Below are 23,962 nucleotides of genomic sequence, written 5' to 3' on the forward strand. Positions count from 1 at the left end.
GGCTCCGGTTCACGAGCGGGCTCCGGCTGTGTGGTCTGCGGAGTTGAGGAGTTCGCCGGTTTCCTGGGTGTAGAGGAGGACTCGGGAGGCGGGGGCGGTGAGGGCTACCGGGGCGCCGGGGGCGGGCTCGGTTTCCTCGGGCACCGTGACACCGATGAGGGTGCCGTCGCAGTCGACGCTGACGAGGGACTGGGTGCCGAGATTCTCGGCGACGACGACCTCGCCGCGGAGGCTGGGCCCGGAGACGTCGCCGGTCGACAGAGTCAGGTACTCGGGCCGGATGCCGACCGTGACCTCGGCGTCCGCCGGCGTGGAGACGGTTGTCGCGGGCAACGAACCGCCCGCGACGGAGACCGTGCCGTCGCCCAGGACCTTTCCGGGAAGGAGGTTCATCGGGGTCGAGCCGATGAAGTTCGCCACGAACGTGTTGGCCGGCCGGGCGAACACCTCACGTGGAGACCCCAGCTGCCGGAGCTTGCCCGAGTCCATGACCGCGATGCGATCGGCGAGCGCGAGGGCCTCGGCCTGGTCGTGGGTGACGAAGACCGTCGTGATGCCCAGGTCGCGCTGGAGCTTCTTCAGGAACGTACGGGCCTCGAGGCGCAGCCGCGCGTCGAGGTTCGACAGCGGCTCGTCGAGCAGCAGGACCTTGCCTTCGGACGCGATCGCACGGGCGAGAGCGACACGTTGCTGCTGACCGCCGGACAGCTGCCCGGGCTTGCGTTCGAGGAGGCCGTCCAACGACAGTTCGCCCGCGGTGCGCGACGCGACCTCCAGACGAGTGGCGGCAGCGACCCGGCGTACCTTCAAGGGGTAGGTGATGTTTTCGGAGACGCTCATGTGCGGGAAGAGCGCGTAGTCCTGGAAGACCATGGCGACGCCGCGCTTGCCCGGCTCGGTGCGGGTGACGTCGGTCGCGTCGATGCGTACGGTGCCTTCGCTCGCGGCCTCCAGGCCGGCGATCGTGCGAAGCAGCGTGGTCTTGCCGCAGCCCGACGGACCGAGGAGGGCGAAGAACTCGCCGTCGGCCACGTGCAGGTCCAGCCCGTCGACGGCGCGGACGCCGTTCGGATAGACGGTTGCGAGGCCTTCGATGTCGATGCCCGCCATCAGCTCTTGATCCCTCCGTGGAAGCGGAACCCATACCGCGAGTTCACCAGCAGGTACAGCACGACGACCGGGATCGAGAACAGCAGCGAGAACACCGGCAGCACTTGCAGGTTCACGCTGCCGCCTTCGTCGGTGAGCGTCTGCATCAGCACCGCACCGGGCTGCTTGTCGATCGATCGGATGAGTAGGAAGGGCACCAGGAAGTTGCCCCAGGAGTTGACGAACGCCCACACCATGATGGTCGCGAGCCCGGGCCGCGCGACCGGGAGTACGACGTCCCGCAGGATCTGGCCGGTGGACGCGCCGAAGACCCGCGCCGACTCCTCGTAGGACTTGGGGACCGCGTCGACGAAGTCCTTCAGGATGAAGATCGCGGCCGGCAACAGGCCGCCGGTCATCACCAGCGCGACGCCGAACCGGGAGTCGATCAGCCCGAGCTGGAACATCATCACGAAGATCGGCACCATCGCCGCCGTGCCGGTGACGACCGAGGAGAGCAGCAGCAACCCGTACAGCAAGGCGTCTCGGCCCGGGATCCGCACTCGCGACAGCGCGTAGGAAGCCAGTGCGGCGAAGGCAGTCACCGCGACCGCGGTCGTCACGCAGATCAGCAGCGAGTTGACCATCGAGTGCATCGCATACGGGTGGTCGAGCGTCTTGCGGATGTTCTCCAGCGTCCAGTCCGGCCAGTGCACCCCGAGGCCCGGCGAGGCGTCGAACGGCGCCGACGCGATCCACAGCATCGGTACGGCGAAGAACAGCGTGATCGCGCAGATCAGGACGTAGAACCCGATCCGGCGTACGACGTACCCGGGCCTCATGAGCGCCTCCGCAAGAGTCGCAGGTACACCAGTGAGACCAGGAGGTTCGCGATCAGCAGCAGGAACGAGATCGCCGACGAGTACCCGAGCTCACCGCCCTGCAGCGCCACGTTGTAGATGTAGACCGGCACTGTCTCGGACTCGTGGTTCGGCCCGCCCTTGGTGAGCAGGAACGGTGAGAAGTCGTTCGCTGTCCACAGCGAGATCAGCAGCGTGTTGGTCAGCACATGCCCGCGGATGTGCGGGAACACCACGTCCCGCAGCGTCTGCCACCCGGACGCCCCGACCATCCGCGCTGACTCGAGCTGGGACGGCGGGACGGCCTGCAGCGCCGACGAGTAGAGCATCATCGAGAACGCCGTACCGCGCCACGTGTTGAACACCACGAGGCACGCCATCGGGTAGTCGATGAGCCACGCGGTCCCCGGCGTACCCAGGATGCTGTTCAGCGTGCCGCCGTCGCGGTCGTAGAACGCGACCCACAGGTACGCGACCACGGTCGACGGCAGGATCCAGGCCAGCAGCGTGAAGGCCTCGACCGTACGGCGGACCACCGGGCGGGCGCGGCGCAGAACCCACGCGAGTGTGAAACCGAGGATGTTCTGCCCGATGATCGCGGAGCCGAGCACGAACAGCAGCGTCAGCCACAACGCGTTGTGGAAGAGCGCGTCGTTCAGCGCCTTCGTGTAGTTCGACAGGCCGACCATCGACGGCGACACGGCCTCGACGCCGGTCAACCGGTAGTTGGTGATGCCGATGTAGATGGTCCAGAGCGCGGGGAAGATCAGGAACGCGCCGATCAGCAGCATCGCGGGCGCGACGAAGCCGAGTGCGCGGCCGACCCCGAGGCCCGCGACGTCCCGCGCGGGGGCACGACCCCGCGCGGGTGCGGTAGCTGACGTCATCAGTTACTGGTGACCTTGTCCTTGCCGCCCGCAGCGGCCTCGACGGCCTTCTCGTAGGCCTGGGCCGCAGCGTCGGTCGACTTACCGCCGACCACGTCCGCGGTCGCCTGCTGCAGTGCCGCGGAGATCTTCGGGTACTCGGCCCGGCCCGGGCGGTACTGCGTGATCGGCAGCACCTTCTCGGCGACGAAGCTCAGCATCGGGTCGCTCTTCAGTACTTCGCTGTTGACGTCGGACCGCTGCGTGATCTTGGCGGCGCCGTCCAGCGACTCCTTCACCATCTCCGCGGAGTTCATGAACTGCAGGAACTCCCAGGCCTGCTGCGGGAACTTCGTGTTCGGGTTGATCGCCGTCGCGCCGCCGCCGGACATCGAGACGAAGTCCTGACCCTTCACGCCGGCACCGGGCTGCCGGGCCGGGATCAGCGCGTAGCCGACGGCGGTGTCCCGGTCGGCCATCTTCGCGACGCCCTCCTTGGGCTCGACCACGCTGCGCCAGAAGTAGTCGCCTTCGAGCAGGATGCCGATCTTGTTCGCGGCGAACTCGGCGAACGACTTGTCCCGGCCCTTGGCCTCGCGCTGCAGCACCGGATCACCGAGGCCCGTCGAGTACACCTGGTGGTAGAAGTCCAGGACCTCGCGCAGCTGCGCCGTGTTGCCCAGCCATTTGCCGTCGGAGTTCACGGTCGCGCCGGTGCCGACCAGCAGCGGCAGAATGCCCTGCATGGTGGTCGCCTCGCCCATCGCGGTGCCGGCGTTGATCTGGATCGGCGTCACGCCGGCGATCTTCTTGAGCGCCTGACCTGCGGAGATGATGTCGTCCCAGGACTTCGGCTGCCAGTCGGCGGGCAGTCCGGCCTGCTGGAACAGCTTCTTGTTGAAGTACAGGACGCGGCCGTCGGTGCCACCGGGTACGCCGTACCGCTGGCCGTTGTAGCTGCCGAGCGCCTGGACCGACTCCGGGATCTGCTTCCAGCCGTCCCAGTCGTCCACCTTCGCGGCGTCGCCGACGGTCTCGGTGAGCGGCTTGATGTAGTTGGCCTGGGCGAACTCGCCGACCCAGATGCCGTCGATCTGGAACAGGTCCGGTCCGGACTTGTTCGACAGGTCGAGGGAGAGCTTCTGCTTGTAGACCTCGTCGTCGGAGCCGTCGCCCTGGAACTTGACCGTGACGTCGACCCCCTTGCCCTTCTGCTCGGCGACGAACTTCGGGATCAGCACGTCCTGGATGAAGGTTGCCCCGGCGCTGCTCTTGCCGCCCTTGACCGAGTTCGACCCGAAGGTCAGCTCGACCTTCTTGGCGTCGGCGTTCCGGTTCGCGTCCTGGTCGCCGCTGCCGGAGTCGGACGAGCCGAGGCATCCGGTGAGCAGGGCGAGGGCCGCGGCGCCGAGTACGCCGGCGGTGGTCAACCGCGAGAGTGATCGCATCAGGGCTCCTTGCAGAAGTGGTCCAGCACAGTGCCAGTGACATGCCGGTCAAACATTGGCACTCATCCGCGACTATGTGAAGACTTTTTCCCAACCCTGAGAAGAACGTTGTCAGGTGCTGTAGGCAACCATGTGTGAACTGTCAAGTTCGGATCCCGCCTGATGCGTTGCGGAAGAGTTAAAGGATGCTCAAGGTTCTGCGACAACAGGTAATGGAGTAGATACAGAGGGTGACAAGGCGAGCTACTGTCTAGCCGTTCGGATCAGCGGATCGGAGGTGAAAGACGTGAGCCTGCTCCATGGAGTCGCTTGCCTTGTCCACGACCTGCTCGGGCATTGCTGGTGCTGGTGGTGACAGTGGCCGCGCGGTGACGATGCCGGGCTCCCGCTGACGCGCAAGCAGCGGGGCATCCCGGAACTCATCCCCGAGCACCGCTTGGCCCACCGCCGGAGACAACGCGAGAGACAAGGAGTGAGAAACGGCCGGCCCCGACGATGTCGGGGCCGGCCGTCCTCTCGTTGGTCGGTGTCGAAATCGACTCAGCTCTGAGCCAGCTGCATCATCTGCTTCGGCAGCGTCGTCATCTGGGCCGGGATCGGAACCTGCGGCCTGAGCAGCGACAGCAGGCTGGCGGCCGCGCCCGCGATCGGCAGCGGCAGGGCCAGGCCCAGCGATGCCAGCAGCGCGTTCACGAGGGCCAGGACCGCGCCGAGGATGTCCAGCCCCGGCACCGGAAGACCGCTCCAGGCCTGGATCGGCGTGCCGGCAGTGCTCATCGTGCCGGTCGGTTGTGCCTGCTTGGCCTTCCCCTTGCCAAGCAGTGACGTCAGGGCGAGCCCACTGGCCTCGTTCACGAACGTGCCGGTGTCCTCGTCGTAGTTCCACTTCTGCCCGTCGCCGCTACGGCAGGGCAGGACCAGCAGTGGAGCGGAAGCCGGCACCTTGGCCAGGTCCGCGCCGCTGTCCAGGCAGGCTCCGGTCTTCGCAAGGGCGCCACCGACGCTCTTGCTCATCGCGACCTGCAGCTGGCCGGACTCGGTGTAGATCCACTCCTGGGTCTTGCCTTCCTTGCCCGGGGCGCACGCCATCATGACCGCCATCGGGACCTTGTCGGCCGCGACGAACGTCAGGCAGTAGCGCGTGTCGGAGCGCGTGGCGATCTGTTGTGCCACACCCACCGATACGCCCGGGGTCTTCGAACCACTGGGTGCCGGGTTCGCGGCTTGGGCCGGGATCGCCGTGGCGATGGCCACGCTGACCGCGAGCACCACCACGCCGGTGCGGCTGAACAGCTTTCGGATGATCAAGACAACCTCCAGAGGTCGTGCCATCTCATGACGTCAGGTCGTCGGGACCCCGTGGCGCGAGCCGGGTATGCCGGCAGTGACTCAGCGCGACGTTGACGCCACAACCAGTAAGGCACAGGTGTGACCGAGGGGGTTATGCCGATCTCCGGAAACTTGATGCCAATGGCAACTAACTGCCAGGCGAAGTTCGTTGCGCAAGGCATCTACATCGAGTCGGTGGCTCGCCGTGTGATCGCCGTGCGGAGGTCGTGAGACGTTCGAGATCTTACGGCAATCCGATGGGATGCCGGTAGTCGTCAGTGCAGAGTTGATGCCCTAGGCAACAGAGTGGTCAGTGGTGCTGTTTGGTGTCCTTGGGGTCCGGCGCCAGCTCCCGCTCGGTGGCCAGGCGCTCGTCGGTGGGGGTGTCGCCGGTGCTGTCGACACTGGCGGGAAGGTCCGCGGATGCATCACTCTGCGTGATCTCGCCGCCGACCGTGTCACTGCCCGCAGTCGAGGTGACCGCAGGGGCGCCGTTCGTCGCCTGGGCGCGCAGTTCGCGCATCTCCTTGCGGCGGCGCAGGTCGCGACCGAGGCCCTTCTTCAGCAGCCAGAGGCCGACGACCAGGGCGGCACCGGTGACCGCGCCGAGGAAGTAGACGGTCGGCACCGAGACGCCGAAGTCGACGCCGAAGACCTCCAGCTTCGTGGAAGCGGTCGACGAGACCGAGACGCCCAGCCCGAACAACACGGCCAGGACGATCAGGACAACTCCGAGAACGGCCATCGTGACCCGCCTCTCCGCCGGCCTCAGCGCCGGCCTCTCAGGCCTCACTGCTCAGTAGTGCTGAGAGCAGCGCCACCGCGCCGCTCTTGTCGAGTGGGTTGTTCTGGTTCCCACACTTGGGCGACTGTACGCACGAAGGGCATCCCTCCGTGCATTCACAGTGTGCAATCGCCTCGCGTGTCGCCGTCAACCACTCGCGCGCCGCGGCGTACCCGTGTTCGGCGAATCCGGCGCCGCCCGGGTGGCCGTCGTACACGAAGACGGTCAGCTGGCCGGTGTCGGCGTGGCGGGCGGTGGAGACGCCGCCGATGTCCCAGCGGTCGCAGGTGGCGAAGAGCGGGAGCAGGCCGATCGACGCGTGTTCGGCGGCGTGGGCCGCTCCCGGTACGTCGTCCAGCCCGAGGCTCTCGACAACGGTGTCAGGCATGGTCCACCACACCGCCTTGGTGCGCAGCGTGCGCTCCGGCAGGTCGAGCGGCTGTTCGTCGAGTACGTCGCCGGTCGCGATCAGCTTGCGCTGGAACGAGATGACCTGGCTCGTCACCTGGACCCAGCCGCGCGACAACTCCGCCGTACCCCACGAGCACGTCTCCTCGGTCGCGAGGATGCTGATCTCGGTGACGTCCCGCGCGAAGGTCGTGTAGTCCGGAGAGGCCGGCTCGACCACCGCGGCATGCTCCTCGAGGTCGAGCGAGCGCACCAGGTACGACTCACCCGCATGGACGTAGACGGCACCCTCGTGGACGGAGGCGTGGGCCGAGCCGCCGTCGACCGTACCGAGCAGACGACCGGTCCGGTCCTCCACGATCTGCACTGTCTTCCCGCCGGCCGACCGGATGTCGATCGCGTCGACGGCGCGCTCGCGGCGTGTCCAGAACCACCCGTGCGGCCGTTCCCGCAGCGCGCCTTGCCGCACCAGTTGCGCGATGACAGCAGACGTGGTCTCGCCGAAGACCTCGAAGTCGTCGGGAGTCAGCGGCAGCTCCTGGGCGGCGGCGCACAGTTGAGGACCGAGCACGTACGGGTTCTGCGGGTTGAACACCGTCGCCTCGACCGGGCGGCCGAAGATCGCTGCTGGATGTCGCACCAGGTAGGTGTCCAGCGGGTCGTCCCGTGCGATCAGCAACGCCACCGCGTCGCCGCCTGCGCGGCCGGCACGTCCAGCTTGTTGCCAGAGCGACGCACGCGTGCCGGGCCAGCCGGAGAGCAGTACGGCGTCCAGCCCGGCAATGTCGATGCCCAGCTCGAGCGCGTTCGTCGCGGCGACGCCAGTGAGCTCTCCGCTCTGCAGCATCCCTTCGAGCCGCCGACGCTCCTCAGGGAGGTAGCCGGCCCGGTACGCCGATACTTGGTCGATCAGCGTCGGGTCGGCCTCGGCCAGGTTCTCCCGGGCCGTCATCGCGACCGACTCGGCACCACGCCGCGATCGGACGAAGGCGACCGTACGGACACCTGTGACGACCAGATCGGTCAGGAGGTCCGCCACCTCGGCCGTCGCGGACCGACGTACCGGTGCGCCGTTCTCGCCGTGCAGAGAGGTCAGTGGCGGCTCCCACAGACCGAAAGCGACGCCGCCGCGCGGAGAGCCGTCCTCGACCACCTCTTCCATCGGCAGCCCGGTCAAACGCTCGCCTGACAGCGCCGGCTCGGCCACCGTCGCCGAGGCGCAGACGAAGATCGGATGCGCGCCGTACTGCGCACACACCCGCCGCAGCCGCCGCAGTACGCCGGCGACGTGCGCACCGAAGACGCCGCGGTAGTGGTGGCACTCGTCGACCACGACGTACTGCAGGCAGCCCAGGAAGCGCGCCCAGCGTTGATGGTTCGGCAGGACGGACCGGTGCAGCATGTCCGGGTTGCTGAGCACGTACGTCGCGTGGTCGCGCGCCCAGTCGCGCTCGGTCCGCTCCGAGTCGCCGTCCAGCGTCGTGGCCCGCAGACCGGGCACTGTGTACGCCGAGACCGCGCGGAGCTGGTCGTGGGCGAGCGCCTTGGTCGGAGACAAGTACAGAACCGACGCAGTTCGGCGGTGTGGTGAGGCCGCCTGCGCGATGCTCAACGTGGCAAAGGCCGGCAGCAGGTACCCGAGGGACTTGCCGGAGGCCGTCCCGGTCGCGACCACCACGTGCTTTCCGGCGTACGCCGCCTCGGCCGTCGCCACCTGATGGGTCCACGGGGCCGCGATCCCGGCATCCCGTAGCTGGTCGAGGACCTCGGGCGGGACCCAGCGCGGCCAGTCACACGTTTGACCGACCCGCGGCGGCACCGACTCGACATGCGTCAGCCGGTCGTCGCGACCGGCGGCCAGGCGCTTCAGGACAGCAGCCGCCTCACCACCTGCACGCATACCGGCACCCTAGGCCCTGGCGCCGACAGAGCGCTGCTGAGGACCAACTGAGAGATGCACGTTCGGATGCACGGCCTTTTTCCGGAGGGGAATCGACTTCGGGTGGGCGAGATGAAAGAGTTTTCGGCAACGGGTCTCACTCACGGTCCGTACATGGTTGAATGCAGCAGTTCACGGGATCGGAGGCCGAAGTGGATCTGTCGCTGACCGCGCGCGCCGAGGGCGGGCGCACCGTCATCGAGGTGGCGGGGGAGATCGACGTCTACACCGCACCGAAGCTCCGCGAGAAGATCGCCGCGCTCGTCGAAGAAGGGGTCTACGACCTCGTCATCGACCTGGAACGCGTGGAGTTCCTGGACTCCACCGGCCTCGGCGTTCTCGTCGGCGGACTGAAACGGGTGCGCACCCATGACGGATCCCTGTCCCTGGTCTGTACCCAGGAACGGCTGCTGAAGATCTTCCGGATCACCGGCCTGACCAAGGTCTTCGACATCCACCCGGACGTCGCCTCGGCGATCTGACCAAGCGAAACGGTGTCCACCTCACTACGTTCGGTGATCGTTCCGCCCAGGTTCCGGCGCAGCACTTGCCGGGGCGACCGGGTATGGCGTAGACCACCCTGTCGTCAGGTCTGGTCGGGAACCCGTTAGAGTAACCCACCGCGCCAGGCCACTGGCGCTGTGTCGTATTTCCCCAACCCTTCGGTTGCGGCAGACGGGGGCCGTCACGCCTGGATGGGTTGCCTACAAGGAGGACGGATGTCCGCGCTGCTTGCTCCACAAGCGGTGGATCTTTCGTCGAGCAACACCACACTGGTGATCGTCGTCGGGGTGATCGCGATTCTCGCGGTCGTCATTGCGATGGTCTTCCGGGGCCAGGTGCTTGCCGCGAACGATGGCACCGAGAACATGAAGACGATCGCCGCGGCGGTTCAGGAAGGCGCTTCGGCGTACCTGAACCGGCAGTTCCGGACATTGTCGATCTTCGCCGTGGTCGCGTTTCTGTTGCTGTTCCTGCTGCCGGCGCACACCGACGGCGGCAACGAGACCACGCTGAAGATCTTCCGCTCCGTGTTCTTCCTGGTCGGCGCGGGCTTCTCCGCCGCGATCGGCTACCTGGGCATGTGGCTCGCGACGCGCGCCAACGTCCGGGTCGCCGCGGCCGCGCGGGACGAAGGCCGCGACCCGGCGATGCGGGTGGCGTTCCGCACCGGCGGCACCGTCGGCATGGCGACCGTGGGCTTCGGCCTGTTCGGCGCCGCGCTGGTCGTGCTGCTGTTCAAGGGTGACGCCCCGACGGTGCTCGAGGGCTTCGGCTTCGGTGCCGCGATGCTCGCGATGTTCATGCGGGTCGGCGGCGGTATCTTCACCAAGGCTGCCGACGTCGGCGCCGACCTGGTCGGCAAGGTCGAGCAGAACATTCCCGAGGACGACCCCCGGAACGCGGCGACGATCGCCGACAACGTGGGCGACAACGTCGGTGACTGCGCCGGTATGGCGGCCGACCTGTTCGAGTCGTACGCCGTGATGCTGGTGGCCTCGCTGATCCTCGGCAAGGCCGCGTTCGGCGAGCAGGGCCTGATCTTCCCGCTGATCGTGCCGGCCATCGGCGCGCTCACCGCGGTGCTCGGTGTCTTCCTGACCCGTCCGCGGACCGGCGAGAACGGTCTGCGCACGATCAACCGCGCGTTCTACATCTCCGCGGTCGTGTCCGGTGTGCTCTGTGCGGTGGCGGCGTTCGTGTACCTGCCGAGCAGTTTCAAGGACCTCACCGGCGCGACCGAGTCGATCGCCGCGACCGACGGCGACCCGCGGCTGATCGCGACCTTCTCGGTGATCATCGGCATCGTGCTGGCGGCCGTCATCCTGGCGCTGACCGGTTACTTCACCGGCACCGAGGACAAGCCGGTCAAGGACGTCGGCAAGTCGTCGCTGACCGGCGCCGCGACCGTGATCCTGTCCGGTATCTCGGTCGGCTTCGAGTCCGCCGTCTACACCGCCGTGGTGATCGCGGCGGCCGTGTACGGCGCGTTCCTGGTGGGCGGGACCGGCGTGGTCGCGCTGTTCGCGATCGCGCTGGCCGGTTGTGGTCTGCTGACCACCGTCGGCGTCATCGTCGCGATGGACACCTTCGGACCGGTCTCCGACAACGCGCAGGGCATCGCCGAGATGTCCGGTGACGTGGACGGCGAGGCGGCCCAGATCCTCACCGAGCTGGACGCCGTCGGCAACACCACGAAGGCCATCACCAAGGGCATCGCGATCGCGACCGCCGTACTGGCCGCGACCGCGCTGTTCGGCTCGTACACCGACGCGATCCGCAACTCGCTGGCCGAGAACTACGCGAAGTTCGAGGCGGACGCGCTGGTGTTCAACCCGGGCACGCTGGTCGGCCTGATCCTCGGCGCCGCGGTCGTGTTCATGTTCTCCGGTCTCGCGATCAACGCCGTCGGCCGCGCCGCCGGTGCGGTCGTCTACGAGGTCCGTCGCCAGTTCCGCGACATCCCCGGGATCATGGAGGGCACCGGCAAGCCGGAGTACGGCAAGGTCGTGGACATCTGCACCCGCGACTCGCTGCGAGAGCTCGCCACTCCGGGTCTGCTCGCGCTGACCGCGCCGATCGCCGTGGGCTTCGGTCTCGGCGCCGCGGCGTTGGCCGGCTACCTGGCCGGTGCGATCGGCTCCGGCACGCTGATGGCGGTCTTCCTGGCCAACTCCGGTGGTGCCTGGGACAACGCCAAGAAGCTGGTCGAGGACGGCAACCACGGCGGTAAGGGTTCGCCCGCGCACGAGGCCACCGTCATCGGTGACACCGTCGGCGACCCGTTCAAGGACACCGCAGGCCCGGCTATCAACCCGCTGATCAAGGTGATGAACCTGGTCTCGGTGCTGATCGCTCCGGCCGTCGTCGGGATGTCCGCGATCGGCGACGACACCAACACACCGCTCCGGATCGTCATCGCGGTCGTCGCCGTGGTGATCCTGGCCGCGGCCGTGATCGTGTCCAAGCGCCGGGAGTCGGTCATCTCCGACACTCCGGCCGAGGTGAACGCCGCAGCCTGATCGCAGGATCTGCCCGAAACGGCCCGCCGGTTCCGACCGGCGGGCCGTTTCGTTCGGCTGGACCCCGGACCGCCCGCTCTCTTACCGTGGTCCTGTGAGGATTGCCCGGGTGCCCGCGCTGCTACTTCTCGTTGTGGCCGGCTTTCTGGCAATGTCGCAGCCGGCGAACGCGGCCGACCCGCAACCGGATGTCGCCTATCTCAACACCGCCCACCAGCTCAACCTGACGATCATCGACGCCGCCCACACGGCGACGACCAAGGGCCGGACCACCTGCGTACGGCGGGTCGCCGGACAGCTGGAACGTGACCATCGCAAGCTCTCGGCGCAGGAGCTCGACGTCGCCACGCGGCTCAACATTCTGCTGCCGACGGCACCTTCGGCGGCCCAGCGCCGCCAGCTCGACCTCCTGGCGGCCAAGGCCGGAACCAAGTCGTACGACGCCGCGTGGCTGGCTTTCCAGCGACAGGTGCACCAGCAGTACCTCGCGCTGGTCGAAGGTGAGCTGCCGATCAGTGCGTCGCCTGCCGTCGAGGCAGTGGCCGACGGCGCCAAACCGGTGATCCAGATGCATCAGCGCGCGATCACAGGTACCTGCAAAGCCGAGACCACCACGCCGGTGGTGCCGACCGGTGAGGGCGGCCAGGAGGCAGACGCCAAGCTGGCGCGCACCCGGGCCGCACTGATCCTGATGGGGATCGGTGTGGTGCTGCTCCTGGTCGGCAAAGCGATCCCGGTCAAGCGGCGTCTTCTGGGTATGGCCGCTCTGGCAGCAGGTCTCATCATGTTGTTCGGCGGCCAGCCCAACAACACCGGCAAGGTCCCGGACGCGGGTAAGACGACGGCGGACCGAGAGGCCGCCGTACCGCCTGTGCGTCTGAAGCTGCCCGGCGTACTGGAGGCGACGGTGCAGCCGGTTGCGACCGGTGCCACTGGTCAGCTGCAAGTGCCGCAGTCGGCAGCAGACGTGGGCTGGTGGGCCGCGGGTGCGGCGCCGGGCGCTGTTGGCGGCACAGTACTGCTTGCTGGTCATGTGGACACCGTCAAAGGGCGTGGGGTGTTCGCGCCCCTGTCCGAGGTGCCTGTGGGTACCAGGGTCGCTGTGACGGGTGGAGACGGCGACGAGCACTGGTACCGCATCGTCGCGCGTCGGACGTACAAGCAGCAGGCCCTGCCCGCCGACCTGTTCCACGGTGCGGCCAAGCCCCGGCTGGCGTTGGTGACCTGCACGGGTTCGTACGACCACAAGACGCACCGCTACAGCGAGAACCTCGTGCTGTACGGCGTTCCCGTCGACTGATCTTTTGGTAGTCCCATCTTTTGGTAGTCACTTCCACGAACGGTCGACCGAAGTACGGCGTACGTCGACTTTCGGCTGATGTGCGCGCCCGCGGTATGGGGGATCGTCGGGGTTGTGGTCAGGGGCATAACCGATAGCAGCCGCCCGCGGCCCGACGGCAGAATCAACCCATGGGTGGACACACCGGATCCGCCCGGGGTCCGATGCCTGGCACCCCTCTGGCCTCGATACTGATCTCATCACGACACAACCCGCCCGACTCGGGACTATTCACGCCACCGAACGAGGAGCACGGCGATGATCGAGGCAAAAGGCCTCACCAAGCGATACGGCGCGACAGTTGCCGTTGACAACCTGTCTTTCGAGGTGAAACCCGGCCGGGTGACCGGCTTCCTGGGCCCGAACGGGGCCGGCAAGTCCACCACCATGCGGATGATCCTCGGACTCGACACCCCGACGTCCGGCGAAGTCACCATCGACGGCCAGCGGTACCGTGACCTGCACCGGCCGCTGACCAAGGTCGGCGCGCTGCTGGACGCCAAGTGGGTGCACCCGAACCGCTCGGCGCGAGCCCATCTGCTGTGGATGGCCGCGTCCAACAAGTTGCCGAAGTCATCGGTCGACAAGGCGCTCGACATGGTCGGCCTGACGTCGGTCGCGAGCAAGCGGGCCGGCGCCTTCTCGCTGGGTATGTCCCAGCGGCTCGGCATCGCCGGCGCGTTGCTCGGCGACCCGGAGGTGCTGCTGTTCGACGAGCCGGTGAACGGTCTCGACCCGGAGGGCATCGTCTGGATCCGGACCTTCATGCACCGGCTGGCCGACGAGGGCCGCACCGTGCTGGTCTCCAGCCACCTGCTGTCCGAGATGGCGCTCACCGCCGAGGACCTGGTCGTCATCGGCCGCGGCAAGCTGATCGCGCAGAGCACCACCCAGGAGTTCGTCGACCGCGCCAGCGGTACGACGGTGAAGGTGCGGACGCCGCAGCTCGACCAGTTCGCCGGCGTGCTGAACGAGCAGCACCTGGCGACCCGGATCGAGGACGTCGAGGACCAGGGCAAGGTGCTGTTCGTCGAAGGCGACCTGACCACCGACCAGATCGGCGAGGCGGCTGCCGCGCACGGCATCGTGCTGCACGAGCTGACGCTGCAGCGCGGTTCGCTGGAGCAGGCGTTCATGCAGATGACCGGTGACTCGGTCGAGTACCACGCGCACGAGGAGATCGCCGCTGTGACCTCGCTCGACGCCCCTGACGCCGCCGAGGTGGCCGCGGGTCCGAAGGAGGACAACTGACATGTCGGTGATCGCAGTCGAGCGGATCAAACTCTTCTCCACCCGCTCGCCGTGGTGGTGCATGATCGTCGCCGCCGTGCTGACCGTGGGCTTCGCGGCTCTGACGACCGGCTTCCTCAAGGGCGCCGAGGAGCAGCAGGCGACGATCTTCATCACCCAGCCGGGTGCGCAGCTCAGCCAGATGGTGATGATGGTGATGGCCGCGCTGGCCGTCACCACGGAGTACCGGTTCGGCACCATCCGGACCAGCTTCCAGGCCGTTCCGCAGCGTGCCGCGCTGCTGCTCGGCAAGACCGCGGTGGTCGCGTTCCTGGCCGGTGTCATCGGCCTGATCGCGTCGTTCGGCGCCTGGGGGATCGGCAGCCTGTTCGCGAGCAACGCGGACCTGGCGATCAACACCGGCGCCGAGTGGCGGCTGCTGGCCGGCCAAGGCCTGATCTTCTCGATCTCCGCCGTGTTCGCGGTGGCGGTCGGCATCCTGATCCGGCAGAGCGCCGGGGCGATCGCGATCCTGATCCTCTGGCCGCTGCTGGTCGAGAACCTGGTCAACCTGATCCCGAAGGTCGGCGACGACCTGGCCAGGTGGGCGCCGTTCGCGAACGGCAGCTCGTTCCTCAACCAGGGCCAGGACTTCGGTCTGGCCGGACAGGGCGCGGGCGGCAGCGACTTCGCGCTCAGCCCGTGGTGGGCGCTGCTGTACTTCGCCGGCTGGGCGGCCGCGCTGATGACGATCGCCCTGGTGTCGGCGAGCAAGCGCGACGCATAACAAGTCCACCCCGGTCGGAGTTGAGGGGCCCTGACCGGGGCAGGGGCCCGGCCGGGCTGAGGGGTCCTGGCCGCGACGGCCCGTGGTGCATCCGGTCTCCGGATGAACCACGGGCCGTTTCCCATCCTGAATCGGGGCTGGCCGAGTGGCCCGTCGACGGATTACGGTGCCGCGCATGACGGACTGGGCGCAGGTGCGTGAGGCTGGTTTCGCGGTACCCGAAGGGCGGCCGCTCGATGAGCTCGTGGCCGAGCTGGCCGGGATGCTGCGGTCCCCGGATCCCGTCGTACGGGACCGGCACGCGTACTCGGTGCTCGCGACCTGGATCGGGCGCGGTGTGCTGTCGGCGGACCAGTTGCGGGCGCTCGGCGACGAGATGGTGCCGCGGTTCACGGACCCCGAGATCCAGGCCCGGACGTTCGCCCCGCTGATCCTGGACTCGATCGTGACGGCCGGGGTCTTCGAGCCGAGCTGGGTGCCGCCGTTCGAGCGCTGGTACGTTGCGGAGGAGGACCTCCGGGGGTACGACGAGAAGCTCGGCTGGCTGCACGCACTGGCGCACGGCGCGGACCTGCTCGGGGCGCTCGGGCAGCATGCGGCGGTGGAGCCGGTGCAGATGCTGCGGCTCGGGATCGGGCGGTTGCTGACGCCGACGCCGTACGTGCTGCGGGACATGGAGGACGACCGGCTCGGGTACGCGCTCGCGGTGACGCTGACGCGCGACGAGCTGACCGGCAGCGACGCGACCGACTGGCTCGACCCGGCGATCCGGCAGCTGTCGAACCCACCGGCCGAAGGGATCACGCCCGAGGTGACGAACACGATCCGCACCCTGCGGGTGCTGTACGTGCTCGCCGACCACGGTCTGCGGGTCGGTGATGCGAAGAAACTCACACGGATTCCGCAGGCCGAGCAGGTCAAGACAAAGCTCGCCGACGTGCTCCGGATCGTCACGCCGTACTATCTGTGAACCTGAAGTGGTCGGCGGCAACTACCTTGTGATGTAGGGCGCATCCGACTTTCGTCTGGACTTTCCCTGAATCCTCCCCGAGGAACGGCATGTCGCAGTCCAGGGCGGAGTACAGGTGGTTTCAGGTGGCAGTGGAGGCTCGGTCCGTGACAAGGTCTCAGCTGGCACGCCATGGCCCCCTCCCATGGTGGTGTCAACGCCACTACCGGAGTAGTGCCAACACCATCAGGTCTGGTCCCCGGCGAGGTTAGCTTTGAGTTACACAGCCGTTGGGGGCAGCGGGTTTTAGAGAGGGCGCGTGGAAGTCATGGTTGCGACATACCTGAAGAGATGGGTCGGCAACCGCATTCTCAACAGGACCACCCGGAAGGGTGGCCTCGACCTGTCGAAGATGCGGATGTTCCCGCGCCAGGTCTCGATGCCGTTGCGCCGCGAGGGGCTCGATCCGGTCCCCGAGCTGGCCCAGGTGCGCGAGACCGAGCCGGTGCACAAACTGGCTCATCTGTTCGGGCTCAACGTCTTCGTCGTGAGTGGTCACGCCGAGGCGAAGGCCGTACTCGCCGACAGCACGAACTTCAGCAACGACATCCGGCCGCTGGTCGGCTCGGACCCGAACAAGCCGTCGGAGGGTATCGGGGGTCTTGGTTTCACCGATCCGCCGGACCACACGCGGCTGCGGAAGCTGCTGACGCCAGAGTTCACCAAGCGCAAGCTGGCCCGGCTGGAGCCGGCGATCGAGAAGATCGTCAACGACCAGCTGGACCTGATGGAGGCCAAGGGCCCGGTCGCCGACATCGTCGCGGACTTCGCCTTCAATGTGCCGTTCCTGCTGATCGCGGACCTGCTCGGCGTCGAGGAGTCCGATCGCGATCGGTTCCGGGCGCTCGGACCGGCCCGGTTCGACCTGTCCGGGGGCGGGATCGGCGTGTTCGGTTCGGCGTCGGAGTCGCGGGACTTCCTGTTCGAGATCGTCCGCAAGCAGCGGGAGAACCCCGGCGACGGGCTGATCGGGTCGATCATCCGCGAGCAGGGTGACGACCTCGACGACATCGAGCTCGGCGGGCTGGCGGACGGGGTGTTCCTGGGCGGGTACGAGACATCCGCGAGCATGCTGGCGCTCGGCACGCTGGTGCTGTTGCGCGACCCGTCGAACTTCGAGCGGATCCGCAACGAGCCCGGTGCGGTCGACGTGATCGTCGAGGAGCTGCTGCGGTACCTGACCGTGGTGCAGGTTGCGTTCCCGCGGTTCGCCCGGCACGACCAGGAGCTGTTCGGTCAGCAGGTGAAGAAGGGCGACCTGGTCGCGGTGTCGTTGTCCGGGGCGGACCGGGACAAGCAGGTCTTCGGCGCGGATGCCGAGGACTTCTATCCGCGTCGTACGGTGTCGTCCGCGCATCTGGCGTTCGGCCACGGCATGCACCGCTGCGTCGGCGCCGAGCTGGCCCGGATGGAGCTGCGCGCAGCTTTCACCGCCCTCGCCCACCGCTTCCCCGACCTGTCCCTGGCCGTCCCCGAGGAACAACTCCGCTTCCGAGACTTCTCCATCGTCTACGGCGTCGAGTCCCTCCCGGTCCGCCTCCACGCCACCGCCGCCGAACAGGTCGCCGGCTGACCCGCCTACATCAGCTGGAAGCGTTTGGCGAAGCTGGTCAGTTCGTGGAGGTCCGGGGTTGTCACTACCAGGCGGGTGATGCCTTGGGACTCGTAAGCTGCCGCGGCTTCTGGTGTCAGGTCGATCGAGGCCCAGCGGGTGTACTCGAGGTCGGCGCGGCCTGACGTGGCCAGCTTCCACTGGGTCGCGCGCTCGTTCGGCGTCAGTGCACCGCCCGGGAAGTAGCCATCGCCCCGGGCGGCTGCACGGCGGGCGGCGGCGCGGCTGGAGCCGCCGATGTGGATCGGGAGTGGCGCCAGCGGATGCGGGAAGCTGCTCAGGTCCTCGAACTCGAAGAACTCACCTGAGTAGCTGACGCGCTCACCCGACCACAGCAGCCGCAGTACGTCGATCGCCTCGTCCGTCCGCCGCCCGCGGGACGCGAAGTCGACACCTACCGCCCGAGCCTCGCCCGGCAAGCTGCCCACGCCGACGGTCAGCAGCCGCATCCGCCCCTTCGACAACACGTCGAGGGTCGCCAGCCGCTTCGCCAGCACCACCGGGTGGTGGTACGGCAGCAACAGCACCGCCGTCCCGAGCAGGAGCCGTTCCGTCGACGCCGCCACGAACCCGAGCAACTCCAGCGGATCGCCGTACGGCAGGTCGCCCGGCATCTCGTACCCGCCGAAGGTGGCGCCGCGATACAGCACCACATGCTCCGGCACGTACAACCCCTCGAACCCGCAGTCCTCCGCGTGTCGTGCGAACCTGACCAGCCGCTCCGGGTCCATCCCGTACGCCGGCGTGCTGTAACTCACCGCAAATCTCACCACCGAACCGTAAAACCTTGTCCCTGGGGGCAAGGCAAACCAGAGAAACGGCTCTCTTGTGACCGATGTGTGGGTGGTTGGCGCGGCGCGGGCGGCTGAGTGTGCGTTCTCATGAGGACGTGTCGAAGGGCTGGGTAGCGCACCTGAACGTGATCACGCCCGCACGTACGGCGCCCCACCGGCGCTCCACCTGTCGAGCCGCCCCGCCCAAACCAGTTCGGGGAGCGACACACCTCCACGACAGCAGGTGATCCCCCCCGAACCGGTTTGGGGAGCTCTGTCCCCCCCGGGAAGTCGTGCCCTGGAGAAGTCGTGGGTGGGCAGTGTGGGCTTGCTCTGCTGCCCGGACCAGGGGCGAACCCCGAACAGCGGGGAAACAAAGTTGCAGATCGTGACAGTTTCTTTCCCGCCAAGACAGCTCACCCGCTCCGACGAGAGCACTCACCGTCGCGGGGCGCCGCCGAAACCCGCCACTCGACGCACCCGACCGATCGCGGCAACCGAGGACACGCACCGGGAACACGCACTGGGGACTGGGGACAGGCAATGGTGACTCGGGACAGGTAATACCAGGTGCCCACCCACCATTGCCTGTTGCCTGTTGCCTGTTGCCTGATCCCGGACCGGTTGATCACCACCCACACATCGGACAGGAGAGCCGAGAAACCTCTACGCCGAGTACGGTTCTTGTGGCACTAGGTGGTCGGTGGCCGGATCGGGTCGTGACAGGAGTGGGGGTGGGTGGTCACAATGGGCGGTCCGGCCCGAGGTGCGGGTGACGGAACAGGGAAGGGCCGTCGGCGGTATGGGGAATGGCGAGATGGCGGCGGACGACGCGCTGACCGCACGGATCGCCGCCGCGATGACCGCGGCGCAGTCGGGTGGGCATGCGACGGCGGCGGCGGAGATCGAGGCGATCCGGACCGAGCTGGGCGGTGTGCCGAGCTACCGGCTCGCGGCCGCGGAGTACGTCCGGGGTGTGACGGCGCACCATGCCAGCGATGCCGACGAGGCGTTGCGCGCGGTCGACGCCTGTATCGAGATCGCCCGCGCGATCGACGAACCGGGCTGGGAAGCCAACGCCCTGCCGATCCGCATCATCAACCTCGCCCGCAGCGGCCGCGGTGGCGACACGGTCAACGACCTGATCGCCGCTGAAGCAGCCCTGAACCGCACCCGGGACGCCGGCCTGACCGCCTGGGCACACACCGGCCTCGGCTACGCGTACGACGTCCTGCGGCTGTTCGAACTGTGCATTCCGCATTACGAGCTCGCCACTCAACTGGACGAGGACGTGTTCGAGCTGGCGGAGTCGAAGGCGATCGACCGGCTGAACCTCGCCGAGACGTACCTGCGCTGGGCGCACGAGCTCGAACGCCTCGGCGATCCTTTGTATACAAGGGAGATCGAGGAGCGTCTGGCATCCGCGGCGTACTGGGCGCGGGAGGCCGAGCGGGTGGTGGTCGACGACGAGACCCAGGAGTTCTGGAAACTCAGCGCCCGGCTGTGGATCGCCGCGGCCGCGACCGCTGAGGACCCGGATCGGGCCGTCGCCGACCTGACCGAGATCCGCGACGAGATCAGCAAGCTGGGCGAGACCGAGCGGCTCGCGATCGCCGGCGCCTACCTGGCCCGGGCCCTGCAGGCGCAGGGCAAGTCCGAGGAGGCGAAGGCCGCGGCGGACCGGGCGGCCGACGACCTGATTCCGTTGGCCGACCCATCGACCCATGTCCTGGTGCTGCAGACCCGTTCGGAGGTCGAGGCGGTCGACGGTACGCCGGGTGCGCTCGCGGGCCTCGCCTACGCGCGAACGGTCGCGCGGGGCTGGTGGAAAGAGCGGCAGCGCGCGCTGAACGCCGTACGGCACGCGCTTGCCGCACACGATCTGCCGGCCCGGCACGACGCCGAGTGGCACGCGGCGCGGCAGGATCCGCTGACCGGCGTGGGGAATCGCCGCGCCCTGGACGAGCGACTGACCGCGGCCCGCGACTCCGGCCGGGCGGTGACGTTGCTGGCGATCGACGTGGACGATCTGAAGCTCGTCAACGACACGTTCGGGCACGCCTGCGGAGACGAATTGCTGCAGGTTGTGGCAAATCTCCTGGTAGAACAGGCGCGAGCGACCGATGCCGTGATTCGATCGGGTGGCGACGAGTTCTTCGTGGTGCTCGACCAGCCCGACGCCAAGGGTGGTGCCCAGCTGGCCGAGCGGATCCGGATCGCCGTGCAGGCGATCGCGGCGACGACGGGCAAACCGTGGCTGCGCCGGCTCGGACTGAGCCTCGGGTACGCCGCGACCGCCGAAGGAATCGCCGTGGAGCAGCTGATCTCCCGGGCCGACCAGCGCCTGTACACGGAGAAGCGCCGCAAGAAGTGACGAAAAGTGGGGAGGTGTGGTGCGGGAGACGTCGGGGGTGACGGCGCGGATCGCGGCAGCGATGACGCGGGCGCAGTCGGGCAGTCCGGACGAGGCGGCGCTCGACCTGAACGTGCTGCTCGCCGAGCTGGGCCCGGAGCCCACGCGCGAACGCGCCGCCGCGGAGTACGTGCGGGCCGTCGCGGCGCATCACGCCACCGACTCGGTCGAGGCGCTGGACGCCGTTGACAGCTGTATCCGGGTCGCCCGCGCGATCGACGAGCCGGGCTGGGAGGCGAACGCGATCGCGCTCCGGATCGTCACGCTGATCCGGACCGGCGAGGGCGGTGACTCGGTCGCCGACCTGGTCGCCGCGGAGAACGCCCTGTCCCGGACCCGCGACCTCGGCCTCGCGGGCTGGGCGCACACCGGCCTCGGCTACGCCTACGACCTGCTCCGGCTCTACGAGTTGTGCATCCCGCACTTCGAGCTCGCCGCTGAGGGCGACCATGACCCGCTCGGCCTGCTCGAGGCGCCGGCGATCAACCGGCTGAACCTGGCCGAGTCGAACCTGCGCTGGGCCCACGAGCTCGAGCGGCTCGGCGACACGTCGTACGAGGATGAGATCAAGGAACGCCGGCGCGCAGCACACCGCTGGGCCGGGGAGGCGGTCGAGGTGATTCTCGCCGCGGACCTGCTCGGGTACTGGCCGATGGCCGGGCGGATGTGGCTCGCGGCGAGCAACGACGCCGCGGACGCGGGTGAGGCGGCCGTGATCCTCAAGGACTGCCGGGACCAGTTGGCCAAGCTCGGTGATCTCGAGCTCGCGGCGATCGCGGGCGCGTACCTGGCCAAGGCGTACCTGGCGGGCGACCGGATCGGTGAGGCGATGGACGCCGCGGACCGCGCGGCGAGTGACCTGCCGCCGACGTCGGATCCGCCGGTGGAGGCGCTGATCCGGCACACCGCCGTACAGATCAGTGCGGAGTCCGGGGACGCCGGCGCGTCGTCCGGGCTGCAGTATGCGCGGGCGATCAGCCGCGGCTGGTGGGCGGAGCGGCTGCGCGGGTTGTACGCCGTACGGAGTGCGCTGGCCAACCATGAGCTCTCGATCCGGCACGACGCCGAGTGGCGGGCGGCGCGTGAGGATCCGCTGACCGGCGTGGGGAATCGGCGTGCGCTCGACGAGCGGATGTCGGTGGCGCAGGACTCCGGCCGCTCGATCGCGGTGGTCGCGATCGACGTGGACAACCTGAAGGTGATCAACGACAGCTACGGGCACGCCAGCGGCGACGACGTACTGCGGCGGGTCGGGACGCTGCTGACCGAGCAGTGCCGCGCTGAGGACGTCGTGGCGCGGGCGGGCGGGGACGAGTTCGTCGTCGTACTCGACAACCCGGACGAGCGGGGTGCGCCTGAGCTGGTCGAGCGGATCAAGTCCGCGGCGGATCGTGAGGCGGAGCGGGCGGAGGAGCCGTGGTTCGCGTTGCTGCGGCTGAGCGTCGGGCAGGCGAGCAGCACGGACGGTACGTCGGTCGCTGAGCTGCTGACCGAGGCGGATCGCCGCATGTACGCCGAGAAGCGCCGGCGCCGGCGCTCCGCTCAGTAGTCCAGGAAGCCTTCTATGACCAGGTTTCTGATCTGGGGGAGGTAGTCGGCGAGTACGTCGACGACGGGACGGTCCATGAGATCGGCCAGGGCGGCGAGGATCTGTCCTGTGCTCAGGTCGCCGTCGCAGGCGCCGACGAACCCGGCCAGGACCGTGTCGACCTGCTCCGCTCTCCGCATGCCCCGCTGGCGTCGGAGCACGATAGTGGCCGGGTCCTCGGCTCCGGGCTGCCCGGTGGTCTCCTGCACGACGTCGTCGGCCACGTGCAGGTGGAGCGCGGTGAGGTCGGCCGGGAGGCCTTCCAGGCGCTCGAAGCGGTGCAGGACGTGCGGGCCGATCGGGCGCTCGATCTCGTACGGCCAGGCCTCCGCGTGCAGGGAGCCCTCGACGTTGTGCAGCGTGATCCAGCCCATGCCGATCGCCTCGACGTTGTGCTCGTCGAGGTAGCGCATCCATTCGTCGTACCTGGTGGTGTACTGCGGTGAGCCGTGCAGGCCGGCGTCACGGAGCCAGAGCTCGACGTACTCGGACGGGTCGAGCTGCTCGCGCTGCACTGCCCAGGCGGAGCGGTCGCCTGTCCAGCCGGCGATGCGATCCTGCCAGTCCTCACCGCGGACACAGGTCCAGTTGGCGAGCAGCTGACACCACCCGCCGTCGGTCAGGTGGTCCGGCGCTTGCTTGATCAGTTGCTCGACGACGGTGTCACCGGCGTACGCCGTCTCGCGGTAGGTGAGATCGCCGCCGGGCGGGGAGATCACGTACGGCGGGTTGCTGACGATGAGGTCGAAACGCTCACCCTTCACGGGCTCGTACAGGCTGCCGTCGCGCAGATCGAGATCGAGGTGGTTGAGCGCGGCCGTCGCCTTCGCGAGCTGAAGAGCCCGCGGGTTGACGTCGGTCGCCGTCAACTGGTTGACCCGATCGGCGAGATGCAAGGACTGAATGCCGCACCCCGTGCCGATATCGAGCGCCCGGTCAGCCTTGATCGGAACGGTCAGGTGGATGAGGCTCAGGCTGGCCGGCGCGATCCCGAGTACGTAGTCGGACCGCATCGCCTCCCGCCGCCCGTCCAACCCCGGCGTCAGGTCGGCGACCACCCACCAGTCCCGCTCGTCCGCCGCGAACGGCCGGATGTCGAGCGCCGCCCGTACCTCGTTTCCGCTACGGGTGACGATGCCCAAGGCAACCAGATCGATCCCCGGAAATGCGTTGATCACAAGAGTTTCCGGCACGGAACGCTGGAGCAGGAACAACCGGATCATCGTGTCGAGCCCATCACCCGATGCCGTACGACGGGACGCCGCCGAGGTCTCGTTCCGCGCCAACGCCGCGCTCGCCTGGACGCCGAGCCGCTCGGCGACCCCGTCCGTGGTGTACCCCGCGCCGGAAAACGCTGTACGCAACCCGTCGACCACAGTCCCCGTCAGTTCGTGCATGGGCGCATTCTCCCATTCGTGCGTTCCGGTGACCTTGCCGATGGCAGACTTCGGGGGCGACGACGAGG

Annotated in this window: 18 protein-coding genes; 9 read left to right on the top strand and 9 right to left on the bottom strand. The window is 68.3% G+C overall.

The window, feature by feature from the left end:
- Positions 1-9 precede the first annotated feature (9 nt).
- The 7 genes from E0H50_RS25845 to E0H50_RS25875 form a co-directional block, all read right to left on the bottom strand.
- Complete coding sequence (locus tag E0H50_RS25845; protein ID WP_131293009.1) at positions 10-1,110, bottom strand: ABC transporter ATP-binding protein; 1,101 nt, start codon at positions 1,108-1,110, stop codon at positions 10-12.
- A complete protein-coding gene (locus E0H50_RS25850; RefSeq protein WP_131293011.1) occupies positions 1,110-1,931 on the bottom strand; it encodes a carbohydrate ABC transporter permease in 822 nt (273 codons plus the stop codon). The genes E0H50_RS25845 and E0H50_RS25850 overlap by 1 nt, the downstream gene beginning before the upstream one ends.
- Positions 1,928-2,836 carry a carbohydrate ABC transporter permease gene (locus tag E0H50_RS25855; protein ID WP_131293013.1) on the bottom strand — a complete coding sequence of 303 codons (909 nt, stop codon included), beginning with the start codon at positions 2,834-2,836 and terminating at the stop codon, positions 1,928-1,930. Before E0H50_RS25855 ends, E0H50_RS25850 begins: the two co-directional genes overlap by 4 nt.
- Entirely contained in the window at positions 2,836-4,263 is a 1,428-nt protein-coding gene (locus tag E0H50_RS25860) for an extracellular solute-binding protein (protein ID WP_131293015.1), read from the bottom strand. The genes E0H50_RS25855 and E0H50_RS25860 overlap by 1 nt, the downstream gene beginning before the upstream one ends.
- A 540-nt stretch (positions 4,264-4,803) precedes the next feature.
- Entirely contained in the window at positions 4,804-5,571 is a 768-nt protein-coding gene (locus E0H50_RS25865) for an RICIN domain-containing protein (protein WP_165547300.1), read from the bottom strand.
- Positions 5,572-5,902: 331 nt separating this feature from the next.
- A complete protein-coding gene (locus tag E0H50_RS43515) occupies positions 5,903-6,337 on the bottom strand; it encodes a hypothetical protein (protein ID WP_202868335.1) in 435 nt (144 codons plus the stop codon).
- Between the two features lie 37 nt (positions 6,338-6,374).
- Positions 6,375-8,684 carry a DEAD/DEAH box helicase gene (locus E0H50_RS25875; RefSeq protein WP_131293019.1) on the bottom strand — a complete coding sequence of 770 codons (2,310 nt, stop codon included), beginning with the start codon at positions 8,682-8,684 and terminating at the stop codon, positions 6,375-6,377.
- 161 nt (positions 8,685-8,845) lie between these two features.
- Between E0H50_RS25875 and E0H50_RS25880 the strand changes: the two genes are divergently transcribed.
- From E0H50_RS25880 to E0H50_RS25910, 7 genes are all read left to right on the top strand, one after another.
- Entirely contained in the window at positions 8,846-9,205 is a 360-nt protein-coding gene (locus E0H50_RS25880) for an STAS domain-containing protein (protein WP_272948521.1), read from the top strand.
- A gap of 237 nt (positions 9,206-9,442) precedes the next feature.
- Positions 9,443-11,746: a sodium-translocating pyrophosphatase gene (locus E0H50_RS25885; protein WP_131293021.1), complete on the top strand. Its 2,304-nt coding sequence runs from the start codon at positions 9,443-9,445 to the stop codon at positions 11,744-11,746.
- 94 nt (positions 11,747-11,840) lie between these two features.
- The gene (locus E0H50_RS25890) at positions 11,841-13,046 is read left to right on the top strand and encodes a DUF4142 domain-containing protein (RefSeq protein ID WP_131293023.1); all 1,206 of its coding nucleotides are present in this window, start codon (positions 11,841-11,843) and stop codon (positions 13,044-13,046) included.
- Positions 13,047-13,343: 297 nt separating this feature from the next.
- On the top strand, positions 13,344-14,336 hold the full coding sequence (locus tag E0H50_RS25895; RefSeq protein ID WP_131293025.1) for an ABC transporter ATP-binding protein: 993 nt from the start codon (positions 13,344-13,346) through the stop codon (positions 14,334-14,336).
- 1 nt (position 14,337) lies between these two features.
- Positions 14,338-15,102, top strand: a complete 765-nt coding sequence (locus E0H50_RS25900; RefSeq protein WP_131293027.1) for a hypothetical protein — start codon at positions 14,338-14,340, stop codon at positions 15,100-15,102.
- Between the two features lie 175 nt (positions 15,103-15,277).
- Entirely contained in the window at positions 15,278-16,072 is a 795-nt protein-coding gene (locus E0H50_RS25905) for a DUF2785 domain-containing protein (protein WP_131293029.1), read from the top strand.
- Positions 16,073-16,379: 307 nt separating this feature from the next.
- Positions 16,380-17,684: a cytochrome P450 gene (locus E0H50_RS25910; RefSeq protein ID WP_131293189.1), complete on the top strand. Its 1,305-nt coding sequence runs from the start codon at positions 16,380-16,382 to the stop codon at positions 17,682-17,684.
- A 5-nt stretch (positions 17,685-17,689) separates the two neighbouring features.
- Here E0H50_RS25910 and E0H50_RS25915 read toward each other — a convergent pair whose 3' ends face one another.
- Positions 17,690-18,493, bottom strand: a complete 804-nt coding sequence (locus tag E0H50_RS25915; RefSeq protein WP_131293031.1) for a TIGR03619 family F420-dependent LLM class oxidoreductase — start codon at positions 18,491-18,493, stop codon at positions 17,690-17,692.
- A gap of 820 nt (positions 18,494-19,313) precedes the next feature.
- Between E0H50_RS25915 and E0H50_RS25920 the strand changes: the two genes are divergently transcribed.
- Together E0H50_RS25920 and E0H50_RS25925 are read left to right on the top strand one after the other, a co-directional pair.
- The gene (locus E0H50_RS25920) at positions 19,314-20,870 is read left to right on the top strand and encodes a GGDEF domain-containing protein (RefSeq protein ID WP_131293033.1); all 1,557 of its coding nucleotides are present in this window, start codon (positions 19,314-19,316) and stop codon (positions 20,868-20,870) included.
- A 19-nt stretch (positions 20,871-20,889) separates the two neighbouring features.
- Complete coding sequence (locus E0H50_RS25925; RefSeq protein ID WP_238151212.1) at positions 20,890-22,458, top strand: GGDEF domain-containing protein; 1,569 nt, start codon at positions 20,890-20,892, stop codon at positions 22,456-22,458.
- On the opposite strand, the gene E0H50_RS25930 is transcribed toward E0H50_RS25925, so the two are convergent.
- Complete coding sequence (locus E0H50_RS25930; RefSeq protein ID WP_131293035.1) at positions 22,452-23,894, bottom strand: DUF7059 domain-containing protein; 1,443 nt, start codon at positions 23,892-23,894, stop codon at positions 22,452-22,454. The genes E0H50_RS25925 and E0H50_RS25930 overlap by 7 nt on opposite strands.
- Positions 23,895-23,962: the final 68 nt, after the last annotated feature.

This window comes from Kribbella sindirgiensis (assembly GCF_004331435.1).
In the GTDB taxonomy this organism is placed as follows: domain Bacteria; phylum Actinomycetota; class Actinomycetes; order Propionibacteriales; family Kribbellaceae; genus Kribbella; species Kribbella sindirgiensis.